The following is a 24,296-nucleotide window of genomic DNA, read 5'->3' as shown; positions in this document are numbered from 1 at the left end:
TCCCCGGGGCTCCGCACGCCCGCCGGCGCGCTCTGATTTTCGTACGCGAACGGGCGGCACCCATCTGGGGGCCGCCCGTCGTCCGTGTCGTGGGTTCCGGTGCCCGGGCCGCTCAGAAGCCGCGGGTCCGCTTGGCCGCGCGGCGCCCCGCGCCGGCCTCGGTGAGCCCTGGCGCCCGCAGGAAGAGCCGCGCCACCTCGCCTCCGAGGTTGACCCCGACCGCGATCGCGAGCGCCAGCGAGGCGGCCTTGATCAGCGACGAGAAGCCCTCCAGCAGGTTCCCCTGGGCGAAGTTGAGCAGCCCGAAGTAGGTCGCACTACCGGGGAGCAGCGGGCCGATGGCCGCGGTCACGTAGGGCAGCGCGGAGGCGTAGCGGTACCGGGAGAGCAGCTGGCCGAAGAGGCCGACGAGGCCGGCGGCGATGGCCGTGGAGGGCACCGCGTTGAACCCGGCGGTGGCGGTCAGCGCCCCGTACACCACCCACGCGACCCCGCCGTTCATGGTCGCGAACGCGACGGTGTGGCGCTCCTGTTGGAGCAGGACGCAGAACGCCAGCGCCAACAGCATCGACGCGATGGTCTGCACCACCGGCTCGTTGTAGAGCCGCAGCGCCTGCTCGGGGTTGAGCCGTTGGAGGCCGGGGTCGGCCTGGAGTCCGATGTAGAGCACGGACAGCACGCCGACGACGATGCCGACGATGAGATAGCCGACCTCCAGCAGACGTGCGGCGGCGGTGATGTAGTAGCCGGTCAGCCCGTCCTGCACGGAGGCGACCAGCGCCCGTCCCGGGATCAGGGCGAACAGCCCACCGGTGATCACCGCGGAGGACTGCACGTTGGAGTGCGCCAGGGCGAAGACGACCCCTATCGCGGCGGGCGGCATCGCCGCGACCACGAACTGGTAGAACTCCGGCAGCCCGCGCGCCGACGCCAGCCAGGCGATCCGGTCGCCCAGCATCGAGCCGAGGGCCGCCGCGATGAACACCAGCGTCCCGCCGCCGACGAGCATGCTCGCCGCGCCGGAGAGCAGCCCGGAGGCCACCGTCAGCGCCCAGCTCGGGTAGGGGTGCCGGTTGCGGCGGATCTCCGCCAGCCCGCGGTACGCCTCCTCGAGGCTGATCCCCTCCGACGTGATCTCGTCCACCAGCCCGAAGACCGCCGACAGCCGGTTGTAGTCCACGCCGCGCCGCCGGACCGTCCGGCTGGCGGTGACCGGGTCGTCCACCAGTGACGGCTGGTACGAGATCGACAGCAGGGTGAAGGTGACGGTCGGTTCGACCCGCTCCAGCCCGTAGGCGTGCGCGACGCCGAACATCGCCGCCTCGACGTCCTCGGCGCCCTCACCGCCGGCCAGCAGGATCTCGCCGATACGCAGCGTCAGGTCCAGGACGCGGGGCACGGCGGGGCCGACGCCCTCCTCCTCGCCGCGCTCCGCGCGTTCGGGCACCGGCCGCTCGTGGATCGGCATCCGCAGCATGGTGCGCATCCGGTCCTGCCACGGCGCTTCCTTGGTCAGGCTGAGCACGGGTATCCCGTGCGGCGGGGTGAACGTCGGCAGCGGGGTCTGGCCGGTGGTGCTCCCCGGCGGGGCGAACGCCGACCCCTCGGGCTCCGCCGGTGCCTCCGCCAGCAGCCCGTCCGGCAGCGCGAACTCGGAGGTGGGGTGCTCCTCCTCGGGAGGCGGGGGCAAAGGTACGCCCAGTGGGGGCGTGAAGGCGCTGCGCGCCTCGTCCGACGGTTTGCGTTCCTCGGGGAGACCGTTTCCGCTTCCGCGGGATGGTTCCGACGACACCTGTCCCCACTCCTCTTACGTACGCCTCCTGCCGACCGGTCATGCACACGATGCCGTATGGCTGCGCCGCCCGCTTCTTCGGGGCTCCCCCCACGTTGTCGGCTGTTCCGCCGTAGGGGTTCGCCTTGCGGCGCTTCGCCTTTGCGCCTGGCGGCGCGTTGCCGGTCCGCTGCGCGGGGGCTGTTCCGGCCCGCTTCGCGGGCGTTGTTGGTCCGCTGCGCGGGGCTGTCGGGTGCGGTGCCGGGCCTCCGGGGCAGGGGGTGTCCGGACTGCTGCGCTTTACGTCCGGACACACCCCCTGCCCCTCCGACCCGTCCCCTCCCGTGGGTGGGAGGGAAAGACGGTGAGTGGGGGCCGAGCGAAGCGGTCCTCTGCGGGTCGCTCATCGATTGACCGGCGATCACCCATCAGCCCGGAGCCTGCACTGGCCCACCGGACAGACGCCCCAACTGACCTGTGATCCGACCCCCAACGGGAGGGGACGGGCCGGAGGGGGTGGTGTGTCGGACGTAAAGCGCAGCAGTCCGACACACCACCCCCGCAGGCCCGGCACCGCACCCGACAGCCCCGCGCAGCGGACCAACAATGCCCGCGAAGCGGGCCGGAACAGCTCCCGCGAAGCGGGCCAGAAACGCGCCGTCAGGCGCAAAGACGCGAACCCCTACGGCGGGAACGCCGACAACGTGGGATGGACCCGCCGAGCGTCAACGCTTGGCGTGGCGGCCCCGCCCCTGCGCGCGGGCCGCCGTCGCCGGAGCCGGCGCCGGCTCCCGCTTCGCCTTCCTCCGGGCACGGAGGAATTCGATGGCAACCGGCACCACGGAGATCAGCACGATCGCGACGAGGATCAGCTCGATGTTCTTGTGGACGAACTCGACGTTGCCCAGCGCCGCGCCCAGTAGCGTCACGCCGGCGCCCCACAGCGCGCCACCGATGATGTTGAAGATGATGAAGGAGCGGTACGGCATCCGGCTCACGCCCGCGATGATCGGCGTGAAGGTGCGCACGATGGGCACGAAACGGGCCAGGATCAGCGACTTCGGGCCGTGCTTCTGGAAGAAGTCGTGTGCCTTCTCGACGTTCTCCTGCTTGAAGAGCCGTGAGTCGGGGCGGCTGAAGAGCGCCGGGCCGACCTTGCGGCCGAAGAGGTAGCCGGCCTGGTCGCCCAGCACCGCCGCCAGCACCACCAGCGTGCACACCAGCCACAGCGGCTTGTCGATCTTGTCCGTGGTCACCATCAGGCCGGTGGTGAACAGCAGCGAGTCCCCGGGCAGGAAGAAGCCGATCAGCAGCCCGGACTCCGCGAAGACGATGAGCAGGACGCCGATCAGGCCGAAATTCGTGATCAAGTAGTCCGAGTTCAGCCACTGGGGACCGAGCGCGAGAGTATTCACGGGGTGAAGGCTCCTGGGTCGAGGGCGCCCGGCTCGCGCGGTGCGACGAGCTGAAGCGAGGGTGCAGGCGCGGTGTGCGGCCCAAAGCTATCAACGGACTATGACGAGCCGTGGTTCCAGGCGCAGCCCGGGCTCGGGGCTGCGCGGCCGCCCCGGAGCCGGGTCCGACGACGGCCACCGGCGCCTTTCGCACCCACCCGAGCGCGCCCGACCGCTGGCCGCTCCCTCCGGCCCGGGTGATCCTGGCCGGAGGAAGGGCAGGAGGTGCGGAGCATGGGCATCGAGGAGTACGGCGGCGGACAGCACGCGCAGTCCGACGTCCTGGTCGTGACGACCAACGACGTACCGGGGTTTCACGTGAAACAGGTGATCGGCGAGGTCTTCGGCCTCACCGTGCGCTCCCGGCACCTCGGCAGCCAGATCGGCGCGGGCCTGAAGTCGATGATCGGCGGTGAGCTGCGCGGGCTGACCAAGACCCTCGTCCAGACCCGCAACCAGGCCATGGAACGCCTGGTGGAACAGGCCCGCTCCCGCGGTGCCAACGCCGTGCTGATGTTCCGCTTCGACGTCACCGAGGCCGCCGACGTCGGCACCGAGGTCTGCGCCTACGGCACGGCCGTGGTGCTGGAGCCCCAGGGCTGAACGACGTCGGCGGCACGGCGGTGGATCAGCACCACGACGCGGGGACGCTCACAGGTGCCGCACCGCGTTGGCCAGCATCGCGTCCCGCATGTACACCGCGAGCCCGGGCCGGATCGCCTCGTACGTGGCGGTGAACCGCTCGTCCGCGACGTACATCTCGCCGAGTCCGGTGTGAATCTCGTAGGTGCAGTCGTAGTACGCCCCGCCGATGAAGCGCCGGTGCTCCTCGGCGACGTCCATGGCCGCCTCGGAGTCCGCCGGCACCCCCTGCGCGAGCAGGTCCGCCATCTTGCGGTGGATGGCGTCGAACTCCGCCGTCAGCCGCTTCCAGTCCTCCTTGGTGTACGCGGCGGTCCGGCGCTGCGACTCCTTGTAGGGGTCGGTGCCGCCCCAGCGCTGTTCGACCTCCTCCGCGTACCGGTCGGGGTCGAAGTCGCCGAAGACCTCGAACTTCTCCTCCGGGGTGAGCCTTACGTTCATCCTGCGTGCCTCCATTGCGCGTTCGACGGCGGCGGCCATGTGCTGGAGTCTCCCGATCCGCGCGGTCAGCAGGTCGTGCTGGCGCCGCAGATGCGCCTGCGGGTCCGCGTCCGGGTCGTCCAGGAGGTCCGCCACCTCGTCGAGCGGAAAGCCGAGCTCCCGGTAGAACAGGATCCGCTGGAGCCGGTCCAGGTCGGCGTCGCCGTAGCGGCGGTGTCCCGCGTGGCTGCGCTCGCCGGGCACCAGCAGCCCGATCTCGTCGTAGTGGTGCAGGGTCCGCACCGTCACTCCGGCGAAACCGGCCACCTGCCCTACCGAATAGCTCACTTCCGCTCCCTCGTCGGTCATCGGTACGCGCTTCACGATGGGTCCTCACGCGGCGTGAGGTGCAAGTCCGGATGCTGAAAAGCCGGTGAGGCGGCGCGTCGGCGGGTGAGATCCTCCGCGCATGCTCGGAATAACGGATCTGTCCACCTACTTGGTGGGCCTCGCCCTGATCATCCTGCTGCCGGGGCCGAATTCGCTGTACGTCGTCTCGGTGGCCGCCCGCCGCGGCCGCCGGGTGGCATACCGGGCGGCGGCGGGTGTGCTGTGCGGCGACACGGTGCTGATGACGCTGTCGGCGGGCGGTGTGGCCTCGTTGCTGAAGGCCAGCCCGGTGCTGTTCGGGATCGTGAAGTTCGCCGGCGCGGGCTATCTGACGTGGCTGGCCGTCGGGATGCTGCGCGGCGCCTGGTCCCTGTGGCGCGGCGGACGGGCGGCGCTGCGGGACGCGGCGGCCGAGCAGGCCGGCGGGGCGGCGGACGGGGCCCCGGCCGGCGCGGCCCCGAAGAAGGCGCCCGCCGAGCGGCCGTTCCGCCGGGCGTTCGTGGTGAGTCTGCTCAACCCGAAGGCGATCCTGTTCTTCATCTCGTTCTTCGTGCAGTTCGTGGACCCCGCCTATGCGCACCCGGTGCTGTCGTTCGTGGCGCTCGGCGCCTGGGCGCAGCTGTTCAGCTTCAGCTATCTGTCGCTGCTGATCTTCAGCGGGACGTTCCTGGCGGCGACCTTCCGGCGCCGCAAGCGGCTGACGGCCGGCCTGTCCGCGGGCGCCGGCGCCGCCTTCCTCGGTTTCGCCGCGAAGCTGTCGCTGGCCAGCGCGAGCTGAGCGGTGCGGGCCGGCGCCCGCGCGGCGCCGTTCCCCATGGCCGGGCCGGGTCCGCACGGGCCCGGCCCGGCCGCGCTTCCACTGGGCGAACCCTGGAGGCCATGCGCACCTTATGCCCCTATTGTCGGGTTCCAGGAGGTGCGTCATGCCCCTGCACGACGTCAACGTCGCCGTCATCTACTACTCGTCGACCGGCACCATCGCCGAACTGGCCCGGCTGATCGCGGACGCCGCCGAGCACGCCGGCGCCGACGTCCGGCTGCGCCGGGTCGCCGAGCTCGCCCCGCAGGCCGCCATCGACTCCAACCCGGCCTGGGCGGCCAACGTCGCCGCCACCGCCGACATCCTGGAGGCCACCCACGACGACATGGTCTGGGCGGACGCGGTGCTGTTCGGCACCCCCACCCGCTTCGGCAACGTCACGTCCCAGCTCAAGCAGTTCATCGACACCCTGGGCGGCCTGTGGCAGCAGGGCCGGCTGGCCGACAAGGTCTACAGCGGTTTCACCGCCTCCCAGTCCGCGCACGGCGGCCAGGAGTCCACTCTCCTGGCGCTCTACCACACCGTCCACCACTTCGGCGGCATCCTCGTCACCCCCGGCTACACGGACCCGGCGAAGTTCGACGACGGCAACCCCTACGGCACCTCGCACGTCGGCGGCCCGGAGACGCCGCTCGACGCCGCCGTCCGGACCGCCGCCCGCATCCAGGCGGAGCGGGTCGTGCAGTTCACCAAGGCGATCAAAACCGGTCTGGCCGCCACCGGTTGACGAAAGGCCGCAGCAGATGACCCTCCACAAAGGTGCCTACGAACACGACCGCGGCCGCCGCGGCCACCCGGTGAACCCCTTCTACGGCGAGGCCGACCCGACCTCCGGCATGGAGACCTCCCCGCCGCGGCACACCCTCCCCCGGGGCCCGATCTCCCCGCACACCGCCTACCAGTTCGTCCACGACGAGCTGATGCTGGACGGCAACGCCCGGCTCAACCTCGCCACCTTCGTCACCACCTGGATGGAGCCGCAGGCCGACGTCCTGATGTCGGAGTGCCGGGACAAGAACATGATCGACAAGGACGAGTACCCGCGCACCGCCGAACTGGAGCGGCGTTGCGTGGCGATGCTCGCCCACCTCTGGCACGCCCCCGACCCGCACGCCGCCATCGGCTGCTCCACCACCGGCTCCAGCGAAGCCTGCATGCTCGCCGGCATGGCCCTCAAACGCCGCTGGGCCCGACGCAACCAGGACCGCTATCCGGGCGCCGCCCGCCCCAATCTCGTCATGGGCGCCAACGTCCAGGTCTGCTGGGAGAAGTTCTGCAACTTCTGGGAGGTCCAGGCCCGCCAGGTCCCCATGGAGGGCGACCGCTTCCACCTCGACGCGGACTCCGCCGCCGCCCTCTGCGACGAGGACACCATCGGCGTCGTCGCCGTCCTGGGCTCGACCTTCGACGGCTCCTACGAGCCGGTCGCGGAGATCTGCGCGGCGCTCGACGCCCTCCAGGAGCGCACCGGCCTGGACGTCCCGGTCCATGTGGACGGCGCGTCCGGCGCCATGATCGCGCCGTTCCTCGACCCCGATCTCGTCTGGGACTTCCGCCTCCCCCGGGTCGCGTCCATCAACACCTCCGGCCACAAGTACGGCCTGGTCTACCCCGGTGTCGGCTGGGCGCTCTGGCGCGACCAGGTCGCGCTCCCCGAGGAGCTGGTCTTCCGCGTCAACTACCTGGGCGGCGACATGCCGACCTTCGCCCTCAACTTCTCCCGCCCCGGCGCCCAGGTGGCCGCCCAGTACTACACCTTCCTGCGCCTGGGCCGGGAGGGATACCGCGCCGTCCAGCAGAGCACCCGCGACGTGGCCCGCTCGCTGGCCGAACGGATCGGCTCGCTGGGCGACTTCCGGCTGCTCACCCGGGGCGACCAGCTGCCGGTCTTCGCCTTCACCACCGCCGACGACGTCACCGCCTTCGACGTCTTCGACGTGTCCCGGCGGATGCGGGAGCGCGGCTGGCTGGTCCCCGCCTACACCTTCCCGCCCGACCGCCAGGACCTCTCCGTCCTCCGCGTGGTCTGCCGCAACGGCTTCTCGCTGGACCTGGCCGACAACTTCCTGACCGACCTGGAGCAGCTGCTCACCGAACTCCGCCGGCAGTCCGCCCCGTTGAGCCGCCCGGAAGAGGTCGCGACCGCCTTCCACCACTGACGAGACGGCGGGCGCGCCCCATCGGAGAGCCCCATGCGCGAGCCTCCAGGGAGGGGCCCGGGAGAACCCCGAACGCCCCGCGCCCTCAGCCTGCGCCGCCCTTCCCGCCGCCCTCGTCGTCGTCCGCCCGGCCGTCGTCCCCTCGCACCGCGTACGGGTTCTCCTGGCCCTCCCGCAGCACGCCCACGAACGGCTCCCCCTCGCCGGCGAAGACGTACGCCCCGCCCTCGATCCGCGCGATCAGCCCCCGGGTCCACGCCGCGCCGCTGTCCGCCTCGTGCACCCACATGTGCATGATCTCGCCGATGTGGCCGAGCTGTCCGGGACCGTCCTCGGGCACATAGGACGAGGTGACCGTGGCCCGCCACTCCTCCAGGGCCCGCACCCGCTCCCTCAGCAGCGCCACCGCCTCGTCCCGCGGCAGATCGACGACGAAGCCGATCCCGGCGCTGAGCAGGTCGGTCTTCGGGTCGCGCTGCGCCAGCGCCGCCCGCAGCAGCCGGAAGTACTCCTCCTCGCCCGCCGGGGTCACCTCGTACTCGGTGCGCGGCGGCCCGCCGGCCGTGCTCGGCGCGACGTCGTGGGCGAGCAGCAGGCCCTGCTTCGCCATCTGCTTGAGCGCGTGGTAGATCGATCCCGGCCTGGCGTGGGACCACTCGTGCGCGCCCCAGTACTCCAGGTCGTTGCGGACCTGATAGCCGTGCGCCCGGCCGTGCTGCCGCACGGCCCCCAGCACCAGCAGCCGGATCGCCGACATCGCCACCTCAATCCCAGGACGCGCATCCCGCACGCGCCCTGCCGCCAGCCTAGGCGGCCGGGCGCCGGGGCCGCTGGGCTACCCCTCCCGCGCCGTGCGCTCCTCGTCCACCAGCGCGAAGGCCGTCTTGCCGTCCAGCGACTCCCGGACGATGTCGGCGTGGCCGGCGTGCCGCGCGACCTCCTCGATCAGGTGCAGCATCAGCCACCGCATCGACTGCCGGGCGTCCTTCGGGAACCACGGGGCCGGGGGCAGCGGAAAGGTGTCGTCCAGGCTCGGCACAGCGCGGACGAACTTCTCGGTCTCGGCCGCGACCCCGTCCCAGAACTCCAGCATGCCCGCGACGGTCTCGCCGTCCTGAAGTCGGAAGCTCAGGTGCCAGTTGCCCTGATCGCGCGGAATGGTGGGCTCCCGCTGCTGCGCGATCTCCAGCCAGCGCTGCTCGACCTCCGCGGCATGCTTGACCAGCCCGCCCAGTGACAGTTCGCTGGCGCTCGGCCGCTCCTCGGCCTGCTCGTCGGTCAGCCCCAGGACCGCCCGTCGCAGGCCGCCGCGCTGCGCCTCCAGGAAGGCCAGCAGCGCACCGCGCTCGTCACCGTGGGCCTCGGCCGGAACATGAGTGGGCATGGGTTCCACCTTTCGTCATGTCGGCGGCGGAGCGCCGCGGGCGTCCGGCCCGGTACCGAACCGCCCGGACGCTTTCCGACATCCCCAACGCTACGAGGTATCTAGGACAGTTGACGTCCTACTCCGGGAAGGAACCAAGAAGACCGGACCGGCAGCCTCAGAGCGGAAACGGCGTCCGCCCGTGCTGGATGGACACCCACTTCTGCGTCGTGAACGCCTCGACCGTGGACTCGCCGTTCAGCCGCCCGATCCCGGAGAACTTCTCCCCGCCGAAGGCCACCTGCGGCTCGTCGTGCACCGTCCCGTCGTTGACGTGGATCATGCCGGTCTCGATCCGCCGGGCGATCCGCGCCCCGCGCTCCGCATCGGCGGTGTGCACCGCCCCGCTGAGCCCGTACGGGGTGTCGTTGGCGATCCGCACCGCCTCGTCCTCGCCGTCGAACGGCACCAGCAGGGCCACCGGCCCGAACAGTTCCTGGCCGTGCAGCACCGAGTCCGCGGGCAGCCCCGCCAGCACGCTCGGCTCGACGAGATTGCCGTCGGTGCGGCCGCGCAGCAGCGCCGTGGCCCCTTCGGCTATCGCCCGGTCGACCAGCGAGGTCAGCGCCTCCGCCTGGAAGGAGTTGATCAGCGGGCCGATCTGGGTGTGCGGATCGCGCGGGTCGCCGGTCCGCAGCGCCGCCACCCTGGCCACGAACTTCTCGGTGAACTCGGCCTCGATCGCGCGGTCCAGCAGCACCCGGTTGGCCGCCATGCAGACCTGGCCCTGATAGACGAACCGGCTGAAGACGGCGGCGTCGACCGCGTAGTCCACATCGGCGTCCGCCATCACGATCAGCGCGCTGTTGCCGCTGAGTTCGAGGATCACCCGCTTGAAGTGCCCGGCACTGACCGCCGCGACATGCCGGCCGACCTTGTCCGACCCGGCGAACGAGATCACCCGCGGCACCGGGTGCTCGATCAGCGCGTCCCCGATCTCCGCGATGTCGGTTATCAGCACGTTGAGCAGCCCGTCCGGCAGCCCCGCGTCCTGGAACAGCTTGGCGATCAGCCCGCCGCCGGTGATGGGGGCGTTCTGGTTGGGCTTGACGACCACCGCGTTGCCCAGCGCCAGCGCCGGCGCCACGGACTTCATGGAGATCAGGAACGGGAAGTTGAAGGGGCTGATCACACCGATGACGCCGACCGGCAGGGTGTAGACGCGGTTCTCCTTGCCGTCCACCGGGGAGGGCAGTATCCGCCCCTGCGGCCGCATCGCCAGCTGGGTCGCCTCGCGGACGAACTCCTTGGCGAGCCGGACCTCGTAGGCGGCCTTGATCCGGGTGCCGCCCAGTTCGAGGACGAGCGCCTCGACGATCTCCTCCTCGCGCTCCTCGATCAGCCGCAGCAGCCGCTCGGTGACCTGCCGCCGCTCGTAGGGATTCCGCAGCGCCCAGTCCCGCTGCGCGCGCTCGGCGGCGCGGTAGGCGGCGTCGACCTGGTCCACGCCGGCGACCGTGATCGACGCCAGCTTCTCCTGGTCGTAGGGGTTGAAATCGATGATGTCCCACGAGCCGCTGCCGGCCCGCCACTCACCGTCGATGAACTGGTAGGCCAGGTCTGCGAAGAAGGACATGGCATCCCTACTCTGTGCGGCACTGCTCTGCGGGGGGCTGATCCGGCGTCATCCTACTGCCGGGTCAGGTCAGTTGGAGCAGACCACGCAGAAGATCCCTGGTCTCCGAGGGTCCCGGGCTGTCCTCCTGCAGCCGCTCCATCGCCCGCTCGTACTGCGCGACCTCCTCCGGCTTGTCCACGTAGAGGGCACTGGTGAGTTGCTCCAGATAGACGACGTCGGAGAGATCGGACTCCGGGAAGCGCAGCATGGTGAACGCACCGCTCTCCCCCGCGTGCCAGCCGAAGTTGAACGGCATCACCTGGAGCCGCACATTGGGCCGCTCCGAGATGTCGATGAGATGCTTCAACTGCCCGCGCATCACCGCCCGTCCACCGTAGGGGCGGCGCAGCGCGGCCTCGTCCAGGACACAGTGCAGCTGCGGCGCCCGCTCCGATATCAGCAGCTTCTGCCGCTCCTGGCGCAGCGCGACCCGGCGCTGGACGTCGGCCGCCGGCGCGTCCGGCATACCACCGGAGACCACGGCGTGCGCGTACTCCTCGGTCTGCAACAGGCCGTGGACGAACTGGACTTCGTAGACGCGGAGCAGGGAAGCGGCCCCTTCCAGACCCACATACGTCTGGAACCAGCCGGGGAGCACATCGCTGTAACTGTGCCACCAGCCCGCGACGTTCGCCTCCTTGGCCAGTGCGAGCAGCGCCTCGCGCTCCTGCTCGTCGCTCACGCCGTACAGCGTGAGGAGATCTGCGACATCACGTGCCTTGAAGCTCACCCTGCCCAACTCCATGCGGCTGATCTTCGATTCGGACGCACGGATCGAGTAGCCGGCCGCTTCACGGGTTATCCCGCGCGATTCACGCAGCCGACGGAGCTGGGATCCGAGCAGGATCCGCCGCACCACCGACCCGCCCGACTCACTTGCGGACACCTCTCTGACCCTCCTGTGACCCCGCCCCGTCCAACAGTGAAGGCGCAGTCTGCCATGTCCGGGCTTCGTTGAGTGCTCATCTGGTTACTGATATGTGCGGCCCCCGCAAGCCCTCCACAAGAAATCACAGGAAGAATACGGCGCTTATGGGGCCAGCCCCCCGCAATCGCGTCAGCTGCACGTGCATCTGCCCTTGCATCTGCCCTACGCATTGGGAACCATAGAGCTCGCACGCATGCACGCTCGTGAAAGATCCGCCTGATCCCCGGCTGACCGGCCTGGGTCATGACGTCCGCGAACGCCAGGAGTGCCTCGCATGGGGACCAAGGTTTCGACCATGCTCGATTTCGAGCCGTTATGGCAGGGCTTTCCTCCCGTCGACCCCTTGGCCGTCTCCGGATCCGTGTCCTGCCCGCTCCCGCCGCGCTACGAATCGGTCGGCGGCGCCCGCAAGTTCACCCGTGAAACGCTCACCGGCTGGGGCCTGGAGGAACTCTTCGACGGCGTCGCCCTGGTCGTCTCCGAGCTCGTCACCAACGCCCTGCGGCACGCGGTCCTGGCCGCCCCGGACCACCCGGGTTTCGGCACGGACCTCACCGACGCCGGCCTGCCCGCCCGGCTCCATCTGATGCGCTGGTCCTCCCGCCTGGTCTGTGCGGTACGGGACCCCAGCGACGCCTCGCCGGAGGCCGGCGAGGCGGACTCCGTCGCCGAATCGGGCCGCGGGCTCTACCTCGTGGAATCCTTCAGCGACAGCTGGGGCTGGCACCGGCTGCCCGGGGGCCGGCACGGCAAGGTCGTGTGGGCCCTCTTCCGGCTGCCGTAGCGCGGGCCCGCACGGGCCGCGCTCCCCGCGATCCCCGCGTTCCGGACCTCATACGTCGGGCGCCCGCTCCGAAGCGGGCGCCCGACGCGCGTTTCCGTGCCGGCTCCGGACCGGCGCCCGGAGCCGCGGCCCGCTCAGTCGCGCACCAGGTGGTCGAACTCCCCGTCCTTCACGCCCAGCAGCATCGCCTCGACCTCGGCCGGCGTGTAGACCAGCGCCGGCCCGTCCGGGAAGCGGGAGTTGCGGACCGCCACGTCGCCCCCGGGCAGCTTCGCGAACTCCACGCAGGAGCCCTGGGAGTTGCTGTGCCGGCTCTTCTGCCAGGTCACATCGCGGAGATCCGTTGCGGCCATGCCGTTGTATGCGTGGGGCACAGGGCTCTCCCGGTGGTGAACGCGGTGATGAATGGTGTCAACTGCCCGGGATCATAGCTGCGTTCACATGCGGATGCATGCGCAGATGCACGTGCACGACAGCCGGTGCCGAGGTGGTCACATTTTGTTGAGCACCTTCCCCAGACCCTCCGTCACAATCGCCCGCCATCCGCCGCCCATGATGCGGTGCGCCTGCACCTGGTACGGGTCGTCGGGATCGAAGCCCTCGTGGACGAGGAAGAGACGCGTACCGCGCCCCTCGGGTTCCAGGGTCCAGGTAATGGTCCAGTCGGCGCGGTTGCCCTGCCCCTCGTCGGCGTCCCGCCAGCGCAGCCGCAGCGTCCGCTCCGGTTCGAACCCGATCACCTCGGCGACGACCGTGCCGGAGAAGTTGGAGTTCGGCCGGGGCAGCGTCCGCATCTCGTAGCGGTGGCCGACCTCCAGCCGGAAGTCGCCCGGCATCATCCACTGGGCGATCAGCTCCGGCTCGGTCAGCGCCCGCCAGACCTTGGCCGGGGGGTGCGGCAGGAAGTGGTCGACGCGGAGGGTCGTCGCGTCCGCCGGGTCGTCGTCGGGGGCCGGGAAGCCGTGGGTGTTCATCGTGCCTCTTCGTGGGGGATGCGGTCGAGCAGCTCGGCCAGGCCCGCGAGCTTCGCGCGCCAGAACCGCTCGTAGGGTCCGAGCCAGTCCTGCACCTCGCTCAGCGGCGCGGCCTCCAGGCGGTAGATCCGCTGCCGGCCGGCCCGCTGCTCGCTCACCAGCCCGGCCTGGCGCAGCACCTTCAGATGCTCGGACAGGCTCGGCCGGCTCATCGCGAAGTGCTCGGCCAGCCGCTGGACGGGCTGCGGCCCGTCGTCCCGCAGCAGGCGGAGCACCTCACGGCGGGTGCCGTTGGCGAGCGCCGCGAAGACCCGGTCCTGGTCCGGCTCGGACAGAACGGGGCGCGGCGGTACGGGAGTGGCGTTCACGCCCCCAAAATACGTAGGAGATTCCCTACGCGTCAAACGTAGGGAATCTCCTACCGGTCGCGCCCGGTACGGGGCCGCCCGTCACCGCGAGCCGTACGGCAGCAGCGCCATCTCCCGGGCGTTCTTGATCGCGCGGGCCAGCTGCCGCTGCTGCTGGGCGGTGACCCGGGTGACCCGGCGACTCCGGATCTTGCCGCGGTCCGAGAGGAACTTCCGCAGCAGATCGGTGTCCTTGTAGTCGATGTACATGATGCCCGCCGCGTCCAGCGGGTTGGGGCGGGTGGCGGCCTGACGCCGCGAGGGGTTCCGACGGGGCATGGCAGAGCTTCCTTACTGCGGGCTGCTTGGGGCTTGTGCGGGCTTTCCGCGGACCGGCGCGCGGCCGGGCGTCACGGAGTACAGGGCGTCACGGCGTACGGGGCGTCACGACACGGGGTCGAGCAGCTCGTCGAAGGCCGGCGCCAGGCCCTTCCAGGCCGCCGGACCGCCCGCGTACTCGGCGTCGGTGAGCAGGCAGGACTCCAGCAGCAGCCGCAGCCCGTCGCGGTCCAACCCCGGCGAGGTGAAGACCAGGTGCTGCCCGCGGTCGCCGTGCTCGGGGTGCCAGTCCAGCGCGGCGGCCGCGCGCCGCATGGGCGGCACCAGCTCCCAGGCGGCGTCCGGCAGCGCCGCCAGCCACGGCCCGGCGTTCTCCACGCACAGCGCGCCGCCCGCGGCGTCCCAGGACAGCAGGGTGTCCGGCCGGTCGGCCAGCCAGAACCGCCCCCGGCTGCGCGCCGCCGCGCAGGCCAGGTCCTCCAGGGCCGCGTAGAGCCGCTCGGGGTGGAAGGGCCGGCCGCCGCGCCAGACGAGGGTGGCCACGCCGGCCGCGTCGGCCTCCTGGGGCAGCAGCGCGCAGGCCGGATGCTGCCGGCCCGCAGCGGCCTCCACATCGAAGCCGGCCAGCGCGGCCGCGGCCAACTCCCCGGACTCCACAGGGACTTGGCGGGCCGTCGAGTGCAGCTGCGCCAGCAGCGCGAGATCTGCGTCGTCCGCGGGCTCCTCCCCCGCGGCCAGCGCCAGCACCGTCGCGTACTCCAGCTGGCGCGCCCAGGTGTCGGCGATCGTGCGCTGGTCGGAGGCGGCGGCCGCCAGTCCGGCCTCGGCGAGGTCGTCACCGTTGCCCAGATAGGGCAGCAGCAGCGCCGGATCGACGGCGGTGATCACCCCGGTCAGCTCCAGGCCGTCGCCCCCGTGCGAGGTGACCACCTCGGCCATCGCCTTGGGCTCGACCGAGTCCCACAGCTCGACGACGGCCAGCCGGCAGGTCCGGCCCGCGGCCAGCCGCTCCAGCTCGGGCACCAGGTCCTCGCGCAGCGCACAGCAGGCGCAGTCGTTGACCAGCGGCGCCTCGCCGGTGTCCAGCATGCCGCCGGCGTCGCGGACGGTGCGCCGGACGGTGCCGTCGGCCGCCGAGGCCAGGTCGTGGTGGAGGGCGACGCTGCCGGGGACGGCCGTCAGCAGCCGCTCGACGGCGGCCCGCCGGGCGTCCGCGTGCAGGCCGCCCACCAGCACCACGCTCAGCCGCTCCATCAGCGGGCCCCGCGCTTGCCGTACCGACGCTCGAACCGCTCGACCCGGCCGGCGGTGTCCAGCACCCGCGCGGTGCCCGTGTAGAAGGGGTGGCTCGCCGAGGAGATCTCGACGTCGACGACGGGATAGGTGTTCCCGTCCTCCCACTCCACGGTCTTGTCACTGGTCATCGTCGAGCGGGTGAGGAAGGCGAAGTCGCCGGCCCGGTCGCGGAAGACGACGGGCCCGTAGGCGGGGTGGATTCCAGGCTGCATCGGGCTCAGCGCTCCTCTCGGAAGGTGACGTGCCGGCCGGCGACCGGGTCGTACTTGCGCAGTTCCAGTCGGTCGGGGTCGTTACGGCGGTTCTTGCGGGTGACGTAGGTGAACCCGGTGCCGGCGGTGGACCGGAGTTTGACGACCGGGCGTATCTCGTTGCGGGCCATGTGGTTAGTATACGCAAATGGTTTCCATTTTCAATAAGCCCGTGGAGGGCTCGACCACCGGAGGGACCGCACCATGTCCGCCCACTGCCAGCTGACCGGCCGCGCGCCGGGCTTCGGCAAGACCGTCTCCCACTCGCACCGCCGCACCTCCCGCCGCTTCGACCCCAACATCCAGCGCAAGCGCTACTGGCTGGCGAGCGAGGGCCGCCACATCCGGCTGACCCTGAGCGCCAAGGGGATCAGGACCGTCGACGCGATCGGCGTCGAGGCCGCCGTCGCCCGCATCCGCGCCCGGGGGGAGAAGGTCTGATGGCCAAGAAGAGCAAGATCGCCAAGAACGAGCAGCGCCGCCTCACGGTCGCCCGCTACGCCGCCCGCCGGGCCGTCCTCAAGGCCGTGATCCGCAACCCCCGCTCCTCCGACGACGAGCGGACCGCCGCCCGGCGGGAGCTGTCCCGCCAGCCGCGGGACGCCAGCGCCACCCGCGTCCGCAACCGCGACGGCGTCGACGGCCGCCCGCGCGGCTACCTCCGCACCTTCGGCCTCTCCCGGATCAACCTCCGCGAGCAGGCGCACAAGGGCCATCTGCCAGGGGTCACCAAGTCCAGCTGGTGACCGCCAGCCCCGGCCACCCGCCCCCGGGCACGCCCCCTGGGCCGGGTGGCCGGGCCCTTCGGGTAATACTGGACAGAACCCGCAGGCACCCCCGACGAAAGCGAGAGCGCCATGCTGCGCAACGCCCTGGAGCCCTGGCACCTGATCCTGATCGTGGCCGTCCTCGTGCTGCTCTTCGGATCCAAGAAGCTCCCCGACATGGCGCGCGGCCTCGGCCGCTCGATGCGCATCCTCAAGTCGGAGACCAAGGCCCTCCGGGACGAGCAGCCCGCCGAGGCCCCCCGCACGGAGCAGCCCGCCGGCCACTGACCGGGCCCGCGCCCGCGGCGGTCAGTGGTCGCCGCCCTCGTCGATCAACCGCCGCACCTCGCGGTCGACCAGCCCCAGCCGGGCCTCCGCGACCAGCGGCACCGCCCGCCGCTGCCGGCGCGCCTCGGCCGGATCGATCTCCACCGTGACCAGCGAGGGCTCCCACTTGGGCGCCTGCGCCACCACCGCGCCCCGCGGATCCACCACCCGCGAGCCGCCCCAGAACGACGCCCCGTGCTCGTTGCCCACCCGGTTGACGAAGACCACCCAGCACTGCAACATCCGCGCCGTATAGGACAGCAGGGTGTCCCAGTACAGCCCGGTGTCCATCGCCTCCGGGTCCAGGCTCGCCGCGCTGTTGGTCGGCACAAACAGCACCTCGGCCCCGTCCTGCACCGCCAGCCACGGCAGCACCGGCTGCCAGGCGTCGTTGCAGACCAGCGTCGCCCCCCGCCCCCCGCTCGTCGACTTCGCCAGCTCGTACGAGCGCAGCGACTGCCCCGGGCTGACGTGCTTGCGCTCCTCCCAGGCCAGATAGTTCGGCAGATAGAGCTTGCGGTGTGCATGCGCCAGCTCCCCGTCCACGTAGTACGCGGAGGTGTTGTACGCCCGCAACCGGGTGTGCTCGTGGAACCCGACCAGCACATCCGGCCCCAGGGAGCTCAGCTCCCGCAGCCGCGGATCGTCCGCCTCGATGGACTCGTCCCGCTTGAGCGCCCCCAAGTGATAGCCGTGCAGGCTGAGTTCGGGAAAGACGACGAGATCCGCCCCCTGCGCCGCGGCCTGCTCGATCTGCTCCCGTGCGACCCGCAGGTTCTCCGGTACGTCCCCCAGTGCGCAGTCGGTCTGCGCCAGCGCGACAAGCATGCCCACTCCCCCTCACTTAACTACGCTTAATAGCCTTTATGGCTTTTGCCCCCATTCTTCCCTGAACATCCGGTTAAGACGCATCCCACCAACGAGCGAAAGAACGATCCTTCCCGTGCCGGGCACCTTTCTCACCCGTTGATCCGCACGACCCGTCGTATCCCCGGGCGGCTTCCAGCCGCAGCTCCGCCCGGCGCCAGCGGTACGACGGCCGCGGTCGGGACGTCCGGCGCCCAGGGCGCCGCCTCGACCGGGTGGCCCAGGCCGAGCGGCCCGCCGCACCGCTCGGCCGGCCGCCGGAGCCCCACCGGAGCCTCCGACGACCCGCGCTCACCCCTGGCGCCTGCGGGCCCGGCGCAGCAGCGCCGCCCCGGCGACCAGCAGCCCGCCGCCGGTCGCGGCCGCCACCTCCAGCCGCTCCGCACCACTGGCCGCCAGCAGTGCCTTCCCCGCCGACCGCCCGGCCCGCGCCACCGCCCCCACCCGGGGGTCGTGCCCGCTCCGCGCCCCGGTGTGCAGCCGGGATGTCCGCGCCGGCCCCCCGGCCACCCGCCGCCGGTGCTTCGTCGGCTCCGCGGCACGCCGCACCGGTACGGCCCGCCCGGCCGCCGGGCCGTTCCCGCACCGGTCCCCCGTTCCCGAGTTCAACACCCCCACCACCACAAGGGAGTTGCCGCACACGGTGAACGGGGCGTGCACCTCCACCCGGACCGCGTTCCCGGCCAGCGCGCCGGGTCCGTCCACGGCGCCGCCCGGCCCACCGGCGCCCGCGAACGACGGACCGGCACCCGCCCCCAGCACCCCCGAAACCGCCACCGCGAGCACGCACGCCTTCAGGCTCCGTCGCATGTCCCCTCACTCCACAGCTCGTGTCCGGGCTGCCCGCCCGCAGCCCGTCGTGCCCGTACGACCGGGCGGCCGGCGGCGCACTCGCCCGCCGGCCGCCCGGTGTCACAAACGATCAGTCGGCCGGGGCCGACGCCCGTCAGCGCCTCTTCATTCGGCTCTTGAACCCGTTCTTGATCCCGTTGCCCGACAGGATCGGGTCGTCGTCCAGAATGTGCGACAGCGCCTCGTCGCGCTTGGCCTGCGTCGAGTTCCTGGTGCACTGCTGGTTCTGCGGCGAGGACAGGACGTTGATGTCCTGCACCGTGACCGGGACGAAGCCGACCAGCGAACCGAAGTTCCCCTTGGCGGGCAGGCCGATGCACAGGTCGTTCAGGCTGCCCTGGAAGAGCCCGAGCTGGGTGCTGAGCTTCCCCTTCGTCCGGGAGTTGCCGTACACGGACTTGGCACCGTTGCCGTTGACGGTCTTGACGCCGCCGTGCTCACCACCGGCCGCCAGGGCCTCTGGAGCCGCCGCGGCCGAAATTCCGACGAGCGATGCCGCGATCGCCGCGGCCGCCATCATCTTGTTCATCGCGCTAAACCCTTCAGGAGAAGGAACTCCCGGCACGGGAGCCCTGTTTGAACAACCGACCGCGAGCACCCGAGTTCCGCACCATCACCCAAATAGATGGCGATCATTCTCCCGAAAAGACCTACGGCGCATCACCGGCCGACGAAATCACGAGAACGTTTCCGGACCCTGCGTTCTTTTCCGGCCGGCATGCCAATGCCCCGGCAACCCCATCATCTCGCGAGGGCATTGGCATGCATCCCTCCACACGCTATCCCTAACGATCCGCCCGGACCGCCGACGGTCACGGGAAAATAACAATCCGCGGGTCGGCCGGCCGATAAACCCGCGAATGCCCGGGCCGCCAGGACAAGGAAATCCGGGCGGCCCGGGCACGCTGCGGCGGATCAGCGGCGGTTGTGCTTGCCGTTCCCGGAGAGGATCGGGATGTCGTCCAGGATGTGCGACAGCGGCTCGTCGCCCTTGGCCTGGGTGGAGTTTTCGGTGCACTGCTGGTTCTGCGGCGAGGACAGGACGTTGATGTCCTGCACCGTGACCGGGACTCCGCCGACCAGCGAGCCGAGGTTCAGCTTGGCCGGCAGGCCGACACAGGGCTTGTTGAGCGAGCCCTGGATCAGACCGATCTGCGGGCTCATGTAGCCGTACGTCGTCGAGTTTCCGAAGAACTGCTTCGCACCGTTGCCGTTGACGGTCGACGTGCCGTGCTGATGGCCCGAGGCCACTGCCTCAGGAGCGGCCGCCGCGGCCACCCCGACAATGGAGGCAGCCGCGGCGGCGGTTGCCAGCGTCTTCTTGATCATTATTGATCCTTCGTATTTCGGGATGCCCTGGAGCCGGACATTCTGGCCAACTCGCAAGAGCGCATTCAGTTGTGCTCGTTCACTCAAATGAGCTGGTGCTCTGATCTTTCCCGGCGATCAGATATCCCGCCCGGAACTCCACGACCGCGATTCACCATCCGAACCGGCGCGCCGACCATCGAAATCGATCGACGCAGCCTTTCCGATTCGGCGGCTGAGGCTTCACACGGTCGCTTCCCGTTCCCCGGGCAATCCTGCGGGACAGTGGAAATTCCGGTTCGCCGGCCCGTCACGTGCCGAACGGCAGCCCACCCAGCATGGCGATCTCCTTGGCGGCCCCCGTGGCGCCGCCGAGAAGCTGCTTGGGATGCTTGGTGGTCTTCTCCACACCCCGGACGGTGTCGACCAGCGGCGTCACCTGGCGGCTGTCCAGCTGCCCGCTGTTCAGCGCGCTCATCAGGCCACCATTGAGGCTCATGGACGGCGAGGTCATGTTCGGCGCACCGGTTTCGGCGGCGAAAGCGGGCACGGCCGCAGCCGCGCCCAACGCCATCACGGAGCCGGCAACAACCGCGGCGGACTTCGCGTACTTCACGTCCCTGTGTCCCTTCTGGTGCGGTGCTCGATGGAATCGCGACATCAACGACATAAACATCGCGCGAGCAATCGCTTCGCTGCTCGGATCACCGCTTTCCCTCTGGCTAACGAGTACCGTCGCCCGGAGAAACCCGGAAGTTCCGTTTCTCCAGACTCGCCACCCGAAAGATTTCGGACCGCCTCGGACGCATCCGCGACGGACCGAAAAGAAACCGGTCCCGGCCCGCGGCGAAGGCGAGCCGAGACCTGCGACCGCAACACGGCTCGAATTTCCTCGGTCAGCGGTTGATGCAGCGGTTCCCGAACGCCGGGTTGAGGATCCCGATGAAGTCAACGGTGTTGCCGCACAGGTTGATCGGAATGGAGATCGGAACCTGGACGACATTGCCGGAGATGACACCCGGGGAGCCCTTCGCGCCGCCCGCGGCATGCGCGTCGGCGAAAGCCGGCGTAGCAGCGCCCACTGCCATGAGTGTGCCGGCAGTGATGGCTGCAGCCTTTGCGTACTTCACTTTCAGCCCTTCCCGCAGCGGGATCCGTAGCGCACACGACCATCGTGTCGCACGGGCGCGGATCTGGTCGCCCGTAACTCCGCTGTCGCTATTGGTAACGATTTGTCCGTGTCGGCGAAACCCCCAGGAGGAAGTTTTCGGAGGAATCGCCCGAATGCCGCACGGCAATTACCGGCACCTCGCGCGAACCGCACAGAAATCCGCGCCGTCCGAACAGACGGAAGGTCGCCGAAATACGAATTCCAGGAAATATGGAAGTGGGAAATCCGGTCCTGCGGCCGGCGGCCGGACCCGCCCGCCGGCCGCCCGGTTTCGCCTTCGGTGCATCGGCCGGGGCCGACGCCCGTCAGCGCTTCCGGTGTCCGCCCTTGTGCCCATCCTTGAAACCGCTCTTGAAGCCGTTCTTGACTCCGTTGCCCGACAGGATCGGGATGTCGTCCAAGATGTGCGACAGCGCCTCGTCGCCCTTGGCCTGGGTGGAGTTCTCGGTGCACTGCTGGTTCTGCGGCGAGGACAGGACGTTGATGTCCTGCACCGTGGCCGCTCCGAAGAACGAGAACAGCGAGCCGAAGTTGCCCTTGATCGGCAGGCCGATGCAGGGCTTGTTGAGCGAGCCCTGGACGAGCTCCAGCTGCGGGCTCATCCTGCCGTGCGTGGTGGAGTTGCCGAATGCGCTCACGCTGCGGTTGCCGTTGATCGTGGTCGTACCGTGGTGGCGACCGCCGGCCGCCATCGCCTGGGGGGCGACCGTCGCCGAGATACCGACCATGGAAGCGGCTACTGCCGTCGTGGCCAGAACCTTCTTGATCACTTTTTACCCTTCTGGAAGCGGAGTGCCCGTATCCGGAGCGCACTGGTCAACTCGCTCGCCAGAAAGCGGTTTCGCGATTTCACTCAATTGCCGCGCAACCATAGACCCATATCACTGCACGCGGGCGTCAACTCCGGTTATCCGCCCTGGTCACGGGGATTCGCCTGCCGCAAATGCCGCGCCCGCCGGGAATTCCGCATATGAAAGGCCCGCCCCGAGCGGGGCGGGCCTCGATCGCCGGACCGCGCTCAGCGGTTGACGCAGATGTTGCCGAACGCCGGGTTGAGCGCCCCGATGAACTGGGCCGTGTTGCCGCACACGTTGATCGGGACGTGGATCGGCACCTGGATGAGGTTGCCGGAGATCACGCCGGGCGAACCCACGGCGGCGCCCGAGGCGTGGGCGCCGTTACCGTGCCCGCCGGCATTGGCGATTCCGGCACCGCCCACGACGGCAATGCCCGCGGCGGCGGACAGGACTACAGCCTTGGAGACAAACTTCACGGCGAACCTCTTCACTGAGAGCAGCATTCGGGTTTTCTGTGCGCGCCGCCTGGAGCGACAAGCAGTTCAACGGAACAAACCCGGCAAAAGTAGCGGGCCAAACGGGTGATGAACGGTCATAACTGCCGTAAGGGGCGCCTGTGGTGAACACGGCCGTGTGCACGGCGCTCGTCCCCGGCGGCCCGTCACGCGCCCCGCGGCGCCGCTCGTTCCGTCATCGTCGCACGCCGCCGGTCGCGTGGCGGTGATTGCCGGTGGCCCGGGGATGAGCGGTGCCGGGGCGCTGTTCGGGGCCGTTGTCAGACCCTGGTGCAAGACTCGGGTCATGAGATGGGCGGTGGCGGAGACGGGCGACGGGGGTGCTCGTCTCTGCCCGCTCACTCGGGACGGCCGGCCCGCCGGGCCGGTGGTGCGGGAGTCCTCGCTGGTCGAGGCGGTGCGGTCGCGCCCCGAGGCCGAGCGGTGGGTGTGGCGGTCCACCGCCGAGATCTACCGGCGGCTGCTGGCGGCCGGTGTGCGGGTCGAGCGTTGTTACGACGTCGAGGCGGCCGAGGCGTTGCTGATCGGCCATGAGGAGGGCCAGTCCGGCCAGCCGCGCTCGCTGGCGGCCGCCTGGGCACGGCTGCACGGCCTGCCGGTGCCGCCGGACGCCCCGGTGCGCGCCGCCGAGACCCAGCCGTCGCTGTTCGAGCCGGGCCCGGTGCCGTTGCCGCCCGGCACCGACCAACTCACCGCGCTGCTGGAGGTCTACGCCGGCCAGGTGGCCCGTGCGGAGCGGGCCGAGCACCCGGACCGGATGCGGCTGCTGCTGGCGTCCGAGTCGGCGGGGATGCTGGTCGCCACGGAGATGTCCCGGACGGGGATTCCCTGGCGTGCGGACGTGCACCGCGAGGTGCTGGACGGCCTGTTGGGCGAGCGGTTTCCGGGCGGGCTGGAGCCGCGGCGCATGGCCGAGCTGGCCGACGAGGTCTCGCGGGCCTTCGGGGAGGGCGTGCGGGTCCGCCCCGACCTGCCCAACGACATCATCAGGGCCTTCGCCCGCGCCGGCATCGCCCTCTCCTCGACGCGCAAGTGGGAGCTCCAGCAGATCGACCACCCCGCGGTGGCACCGCTGCTGGCGTACAAGTCGCTGTACCGCCTGCACACCGCCCACGGCTGGTCCTGGCTCCAACAGTGGGTGCACGACGGCCGGTTCCGCCCCGAGTACCTCCCCGGGGGCACGGTCTCCGGCCGGTGGACGACCAACGGCGGCGGCGCGCTCCAGATTCCGAAGGTGATCCGGCAGGCGGTGCGCGCCGATCCCGGATGGCGCCTGGTGGTCGCCGACGTCGACCAGATGGAGCCGCGGGTGCTGGCCGCGGTCTCCCGCGACCGGGGCCTGATGGAGGTCGCCGGCACCGGCGCGGACCTCTACGCGGACCTGGCCGCCCGCGCCTTCGGCGGCGACCGCGACCAGGCCAAACTCGCCCTGCTGGGCGCCGTTTACGGCCAGACCTCGGGCGACGCCCTCAAGCACATGGCCGATCTGCGCCGCCGCTATCCGGCCGCGGTGGCCTACGTGGACGACGCGGCGCGCGCCGGCGAGGAGGGCCGTCTGGTGCGCACCTGGATGGGCCGCACCTGCCCGCCCGCCTCGATGACGCCGCCCGACGAGGCGGGCCTGCCCCAGGAGGAGGAGCGACCCGGCGGCCACGGCAGCAGCTCGGCGGCCCGCGCCCGCGGCCGCTTCACCCGCAACTTCGTGGTGCAGGGCAGCGCCGCCGACTGGGCCCTGCTGGTACTGGCCGCGCTGCGCCGTGCGCTGGCGCACGACGGGCTCCGCGCGGAGCTGGTCTTCTTCCAGCACGACGAGGTGATCGTGCACTGCCCGGCGGAAGAGGCCGGCACCGTCGCCGAGGCGATCACGGCGGCGGCCGCCACCGCGAGCCGGATCGCCTTCGGCCCGACGCCGGTGCGGTTCCCGTTCACCACGGCGGTGGTGGAGTGCTACGGGGACGCGAAATGAGCCAAGCGCGCATGGTGGCGTCGCGCGCCGTTTTCCCGAACTCCCCCCGCACGCCGTGTATTTCCGGTTTCATCGGTGATCTCCCGTCATCGTGCTGCGGCGCCCCGCCG

The 24,296-nt window shown here is 70.8% G+C and carries 31 protein-coding genes; 9 read left to right on the top strand and 22 right to left on the bottom strand.

What is annotated here, in order from left to right:
- Positions 1-112 precede the first annotated feature (112 nt).
- Positions 113-1,792 (bottom strand): threonine/serine exporter ThrE family protein, encoded by a 1,680-nt coding sequence (locus tag K2224_RS08410; protein WP_221905978.1) that lies wholly within the window; start codon positions 1,790-1,792, stop codon positions 113-115.
- 704 nt (positions 1,793-2,496) lie between these two features.
- On the bottom strand, positions 2,497-3,186 hold the full coding sequence (locus tag K2224_RS08405; protein ID WP_221905977.1) for a DedA family protein: 690 nt from the start codon (positions 3,184-3,186) through the stop codon (positions 2,497-2,499).
- 273 nt (positions 3,187-3,459) lie between these two features.
- Between K2224_RS08405 and K2224_RS08400 the strand changes: the two genes are divergently transcribed.
- Positions 3,460-3,828, top strand: coding sequence for a YbjQ family protein (locus tag K2224_RS08400; RefSeq protein WP_018536454.1), 369 nt, complete (start codon positions 3,460-3,462; stop codon positions 3,826-3,828).
- A 48-nt stretch (positions 3,829-3,876) separates the two neighbouring features.
- On the opposite strand, the gene K2224_RS08395 is transcribed toward K2224_RS08400, so the two are convergent.
- Complete coding sequence (locus K2224_RS08395; RefSeq protein ID WP_221905976.1) at positions 3,877-4,635, bottom strand: MerR family transcriptional regulator; 759 nt, start codon at positions 4,633-4,635, stop codon at positions 3,877-3,879.
- A gap of 121 nt (positions 4,636-4,756) precedes the next feature.
- Here K2224_RS08395 and leuE point away from each other — a divergent pair, with 121 nt between their 5' ends.
- The 3 genes from leuE (at position 4,757) to K2224_RS08380 (ending at position 7,656) form a co-directional block, all read left to right on the top strand.
- On the top strand, positions 4,757-5,455 hold the full coding sequence (leuE, locus tag K2224_RS08390; protein WP_221905975.1) for a leucine efflux protein LeuE: 699 nt from the start codon (positions 4,757-4,759) through the stop codon (positions 5,453-5,455).
- 145 nt (positions 5,456-5,600) lie between these two features.
- Positions 5,601-6,224, top strand: coding sequence for an NAD(P)H:quinone oxidoreductase (gene wrbA, locus K2224_RS08385; RefSeq protein WP_221905974.1), 624 nt, complete (start codon positions 5,601-5,603; stop codon positions 6,222-6,224).
- Between the two features lie 16 nt (positions 6,225-6,240).
- A complete protein-coding gene (locus tag K2224_RS08380; protein ID WP_221905973.1) occupies positions 6,241-7,656 on the top strand; it encodes a glutamate decarboxylase in 1,416 nt (471 codons plus the stop codon).
- Positions 7,657-7,741: 85 nt separating this feature from the next.
- Here the strand turns inward: K2224_RS08380 and K2224_RS08375 are convergent, their stop codons facing one another.
- The 4 genes from K2224_RS08375 to K2224_RS08360 all read right to left on the bottom strand — a co-directional run bounded on the left by K2224_RS08375 (position 7,742) and on the right by K2224_RS08360 (position 11,583).
- A complete protein-coding gene (locus tag K2224_RS08375) occupies positions 7,742-8,413 on the bottom strand; it encodes a PadR family transcriptional regulator (protein ID WP_221905972.1) in 672 nt (223 codons plus the stop codon).
- Between the two features lie 78 nt (positions 8,414-8,491).
- The gene (locus tag K2224_RS08370; RefSeq protein ID WP_221905971.1) at positions 8,492-9,040 is read right to left on the bottom strand and encodes a DinB family protein; all 549 of its coding nucleotides are present in this window, start codon (positions 9,038-9,040) and stop codon (positions 8,492-8,494) included.
- 157 nt (positions 9,041-9,197) lie between these two features.
- Positions 9,198-10,655, bottom strand: coding sequence for an aldehyde dehydrogenase family protein (locus K2224_RS08365; RefSeq protein WP_221905970.1), 1,458 nt, complete (start codon positions 10,653-10,655; stop codon positions 9,198-9,200).
- A 64-nt stretch (positions 10,656-10,719) separates the two neighbouring features.
- Positions 10,720-11,583 (bottom strand): helix-turn-helix transcriptional regulator, encoded by an 864-nt coding sequence (locus tag K2224_RS08360; protein WP_221905969.1) that lies wholly within the window; start codon positions 11,581-11,583, stop codon positions 10,720-10,722.
- A gap of 316 nt (positions 11,584-11,899) precedes the next feature.
- On the opposite strand from K2224_RS08360, the gene K2224_RS08355 reads away from it, so the two are divergent.
- Positions 11,900-12,409, top strand: a complete 510-nt coding sequence (locus K2224_RS08355; RefSeq protein WP_221905968.1) for an ATP-binding protein — start codon at positions 11,900-11,902, stop codon at positions 12,407-12,409.
- A 134-nt stretch (positions 12,410-12,543) separates the two neighbouring features.
- On the opposite strand, the gene K2224_RS08350 is transcribed toward K2224_RS08355, so the two are convergent.
- The 7 genes from K2224_RS08350 to rpmG form a co-directional block, all read right to left on the bottom strand.
- On the bottom strand, positions 12,544-12,783 hold the full coding sequence (locus tag K2224_RS08350; RefSeq protein WP_221905967.1) for a DUF397 domain-containing protein: 240 nt from the start codon (positions 12,781-12,783) through the stop codon (positions 12,544-12,546).
- A 117-nt stretch (positions 12,784-12,900) separates the two neighbouring features.
- Complete coding sequence (locus K2224_RS08345; protein ID WP_221905966.1) at positions 12,901-13,383, bottom strand: SRPBCC domain-containing protein; 483 nt, start codon at positions 13,381-13,383, stop codon at positions 12,901-12,903.
- On the bottom strand, positions 13,380-13,751 hold the full coding sequence (locus K2224_RS08340; protein WP_260692395.1) for a metalloregulator ArsR/SmtB family transcription factor: 372 nt from the start codon (positions 13,749-13,751) through the stop codon (positions 13,380-13,382). The genes K2224_RS08345 and K2224_RS08340 overlap by 4 nt, the downstream gene beginning before the upstream one ends.
- Positions 13,752-13,832: 81 nt before the next feature.
- Positions 13,833-14,069 carry a 30S ribosomal protein S18 gene (gene rpsR / locus K2224_RS08335; protein WP_221905965.1) on the bottom strand — a complete coding sequence of 79 codons (237 nt, stop codon included), beginning with the start codon at positions 14,067-14,069 and terminating at the stop codon, positions 13,833-13,835.
- A gap of 105 nt (positions 14,070-14,174) precedes the next feature.
- Positions 14,175-15,323, bottom strand: a complete 1,149-nt coding sequence (locus K2224_RS08330) for a GTP-binding protein (protein ID WP_221905964.1) — start codon at positions 15,321-15,323, stop codon at positions 14,175-14,177.
- Positions 15,323-15,577 carry a type B 50S ribosomal protein L31 gene (locus K2224_RS08325; protein ID WP_221905963.1) on the bottom strand — a complete coding sequence of 85 codons (255 nt, stop codon included), beginning with the start codon at positions 15,575-15,577 and terminating at the stop codon, positions 15,323-15,325. Before K2224_RS08325 ends, K2224_RS08330 begins: the two co-directional genes overlap by 1 nt.
- A gap of 5 nt (positions 15,578-15,582) precedes the next feature.
- Positions 15,583-15,747, bottom strand: coding sequence for a 50S ribosomal protein L33 (rpmG, locus tag K2224_RS08320; RefSeq protein WP_018536469.1), 165 nt, complete (start codon positions 15,745-15,747; stop codon positions 15,583-15,585).
- Between the two features lie 73 nt (positions 15,748-15,820).
- Here rpmG and rpmB point away from each other — a divergent pair, with 73 nt between their 5' ends.
- The 3 genes from rpmB to tatA all read left to right on the top strand — a co-directional run bounded on the left by rpmB (position 15,821) and on the right by tatA (position 16,671).
- On the top strand, positions 15,821-16,057 hold the full coding sequence (gene rpmB / locus K2224_RS08315; RefSeq protein ID WP_221905962.1) for a 50S ribosomal protein L28: 237 nt from the start codon (positions 15,821-15,823) through the stop codon (positions 16,055-16,057).
- Positions 16,057-16,362 carry a 30S ribosomal protein S14 gene (gene rpsN, locus K2224_RS08310; RefSeq protein ID WP_221905961.1) on the top strand — a complete coding sequence of 102 codons (306 nt, stop codon included), beginning with the start codon at positions 16,057-16,059 and terminating at the stop codon, positions 16,360-16,362. Before rpmB ends, rpsN begins: the two co-directional genes overlap by 1 nt.
- A gap of 111 nt (positions 16,363-16,473) precedes the next feature.
- Positions 16,474-16,671, top strand: a complete 198-nt coding sequence (gene tatA / locus K2224_RS08305; RefSeq protein ID WP_221905960.1) for a Sec-independent protein translocase subunit TatA — start codon at positions 16,474-16,476, stop codon at positions 16,669-16,671.
- A gap of 21 nt (positions 16,672-16,692) precedes the next feature.
- On the opposite strand, the gene K2224_RS08300 is transcribed toward tatA, so the two are convergent.
- The 8 genes from K2224_RS08300 to K2224_RS08265 form a co-directional block, all read right to left on the bottom strand.
- Positions 16,693-17,538 carry a nitrilase-related carbon-nitrogen hydrolase gene (locus K2224_RS08300; protein WP_221905959.1) on the bottom strand — a complete coding sequence of 282 codons (846 nt, stop codon included), beginning with the start codon at positions 17,536-17,538 and terminating at the stop codon, positions 16,693-16,695.
- A gap of 330 nt (positions 17,539-17,868) precedes the next feature.
- Positions 17,869-18,387, bottom strand: a complete 519-nt coding sequence (locus tag K2224_RS41325; RefSeq protein ID WP_221905958.1) for a chaplin — start codon at positions 18,385-18,387, stop codon at positions 17,869-17,871.
- 136 nt (positions 18,388-18,523) lie between these two features.
- Positions 18,524-18,958, bottom strand: a complete 435-nt coding sequence (locus K2224_RS08290; RefSeq protein WP_221905957.1) for a rodlin — start codon at positions 18,956-18,958, stop codon at positions 18,524-18,526.
- Between the two features lie 386 nt (positions 18,959-19,344).
- Complete coding sequence (locus K2224_RS08285; RefSeq protein WP_221905956.1) at positions 19,345-19,758, bottom strand: rodlin; 414 nt, start codon at positions 19,756-19,758, stop codon at positions 19,345-19,347.
- Between the two features lie 289 nt (positions 19,759-20,047).
- Complete coding sequence (locus K2224_RS08280) at positions 20,048-20,353, bottom strand: hypothetical protein (protein WP_221905955.1); 306 nt, start codon at positions 20,351-20,353, stop codon at positions 20,048-20,050.
- A gap of 280 nt (positions 20,354-20,633) precedes the next feature.
- Positions 20,634-20,867: a chaplin gene (locus K2224_RS08275; RefSeq protein ID WP_221905954.1), complete on the bottom strand. Its 234-nt coding sequence runs from the start codon at positions 20,865-20,867 to the stop codon at positions 20,634-20,636.
- Positions 20,868-21,213: 346 nt separating this feature from the next.
- Positions 21,214-21,678, bottom strand: coding sequence for a rodlin (locus K2224_RS08270; RefSeq protein WP_221905953.1), 465 nt, complete (start codon positions 21,676-21,678; stop codon positions 21,214-21,216).
- A gap of 248 nt (positions 21,679-21,926) precedes the next feature.
- Positions 21,927-22,208: a chaplin gene (locus K2224_RS08265; protein WP_313904762.1), complete on the bottom strand. Its 282-nt coding sequence runs from the start codon at positions 22,206-22,208 to the stop codon at positions 21,927-21,929.
- Between the two features lie 298 nt (positions 22,209-22,506).
- Here K2224_RS08265 and K2224_RS08260 point away from each other — a divergent pair, with 298 nt between their 5' ends.
- Complete coding sequence (locus tag K2224_RS08260) at positions 22,507-24,186, top strand: bifunctional 3'-5' exonuclease/DNA polymerase (RefSeq protein ID WP_221905952.1); 1,680 nt, start codon at positions 22,507-22,509, stop codon at positions 24,184-24,186.
- The last annotated feature ends 110 nt before the right edge of the window (positions 24,187-24,296 follow it).

It is taken from the genome of Streptomyces sp. BHT-5-2, from assembly GCF_019774615.1.
Lineage (GTDB): Bacteria > Actinomycetota > Actinomycetes > Streptomycetales > Streptomycetaceae > Streptomyces.
This window is presented reverse-complemented; position numbering and strand designations above follow the sequence as displayed.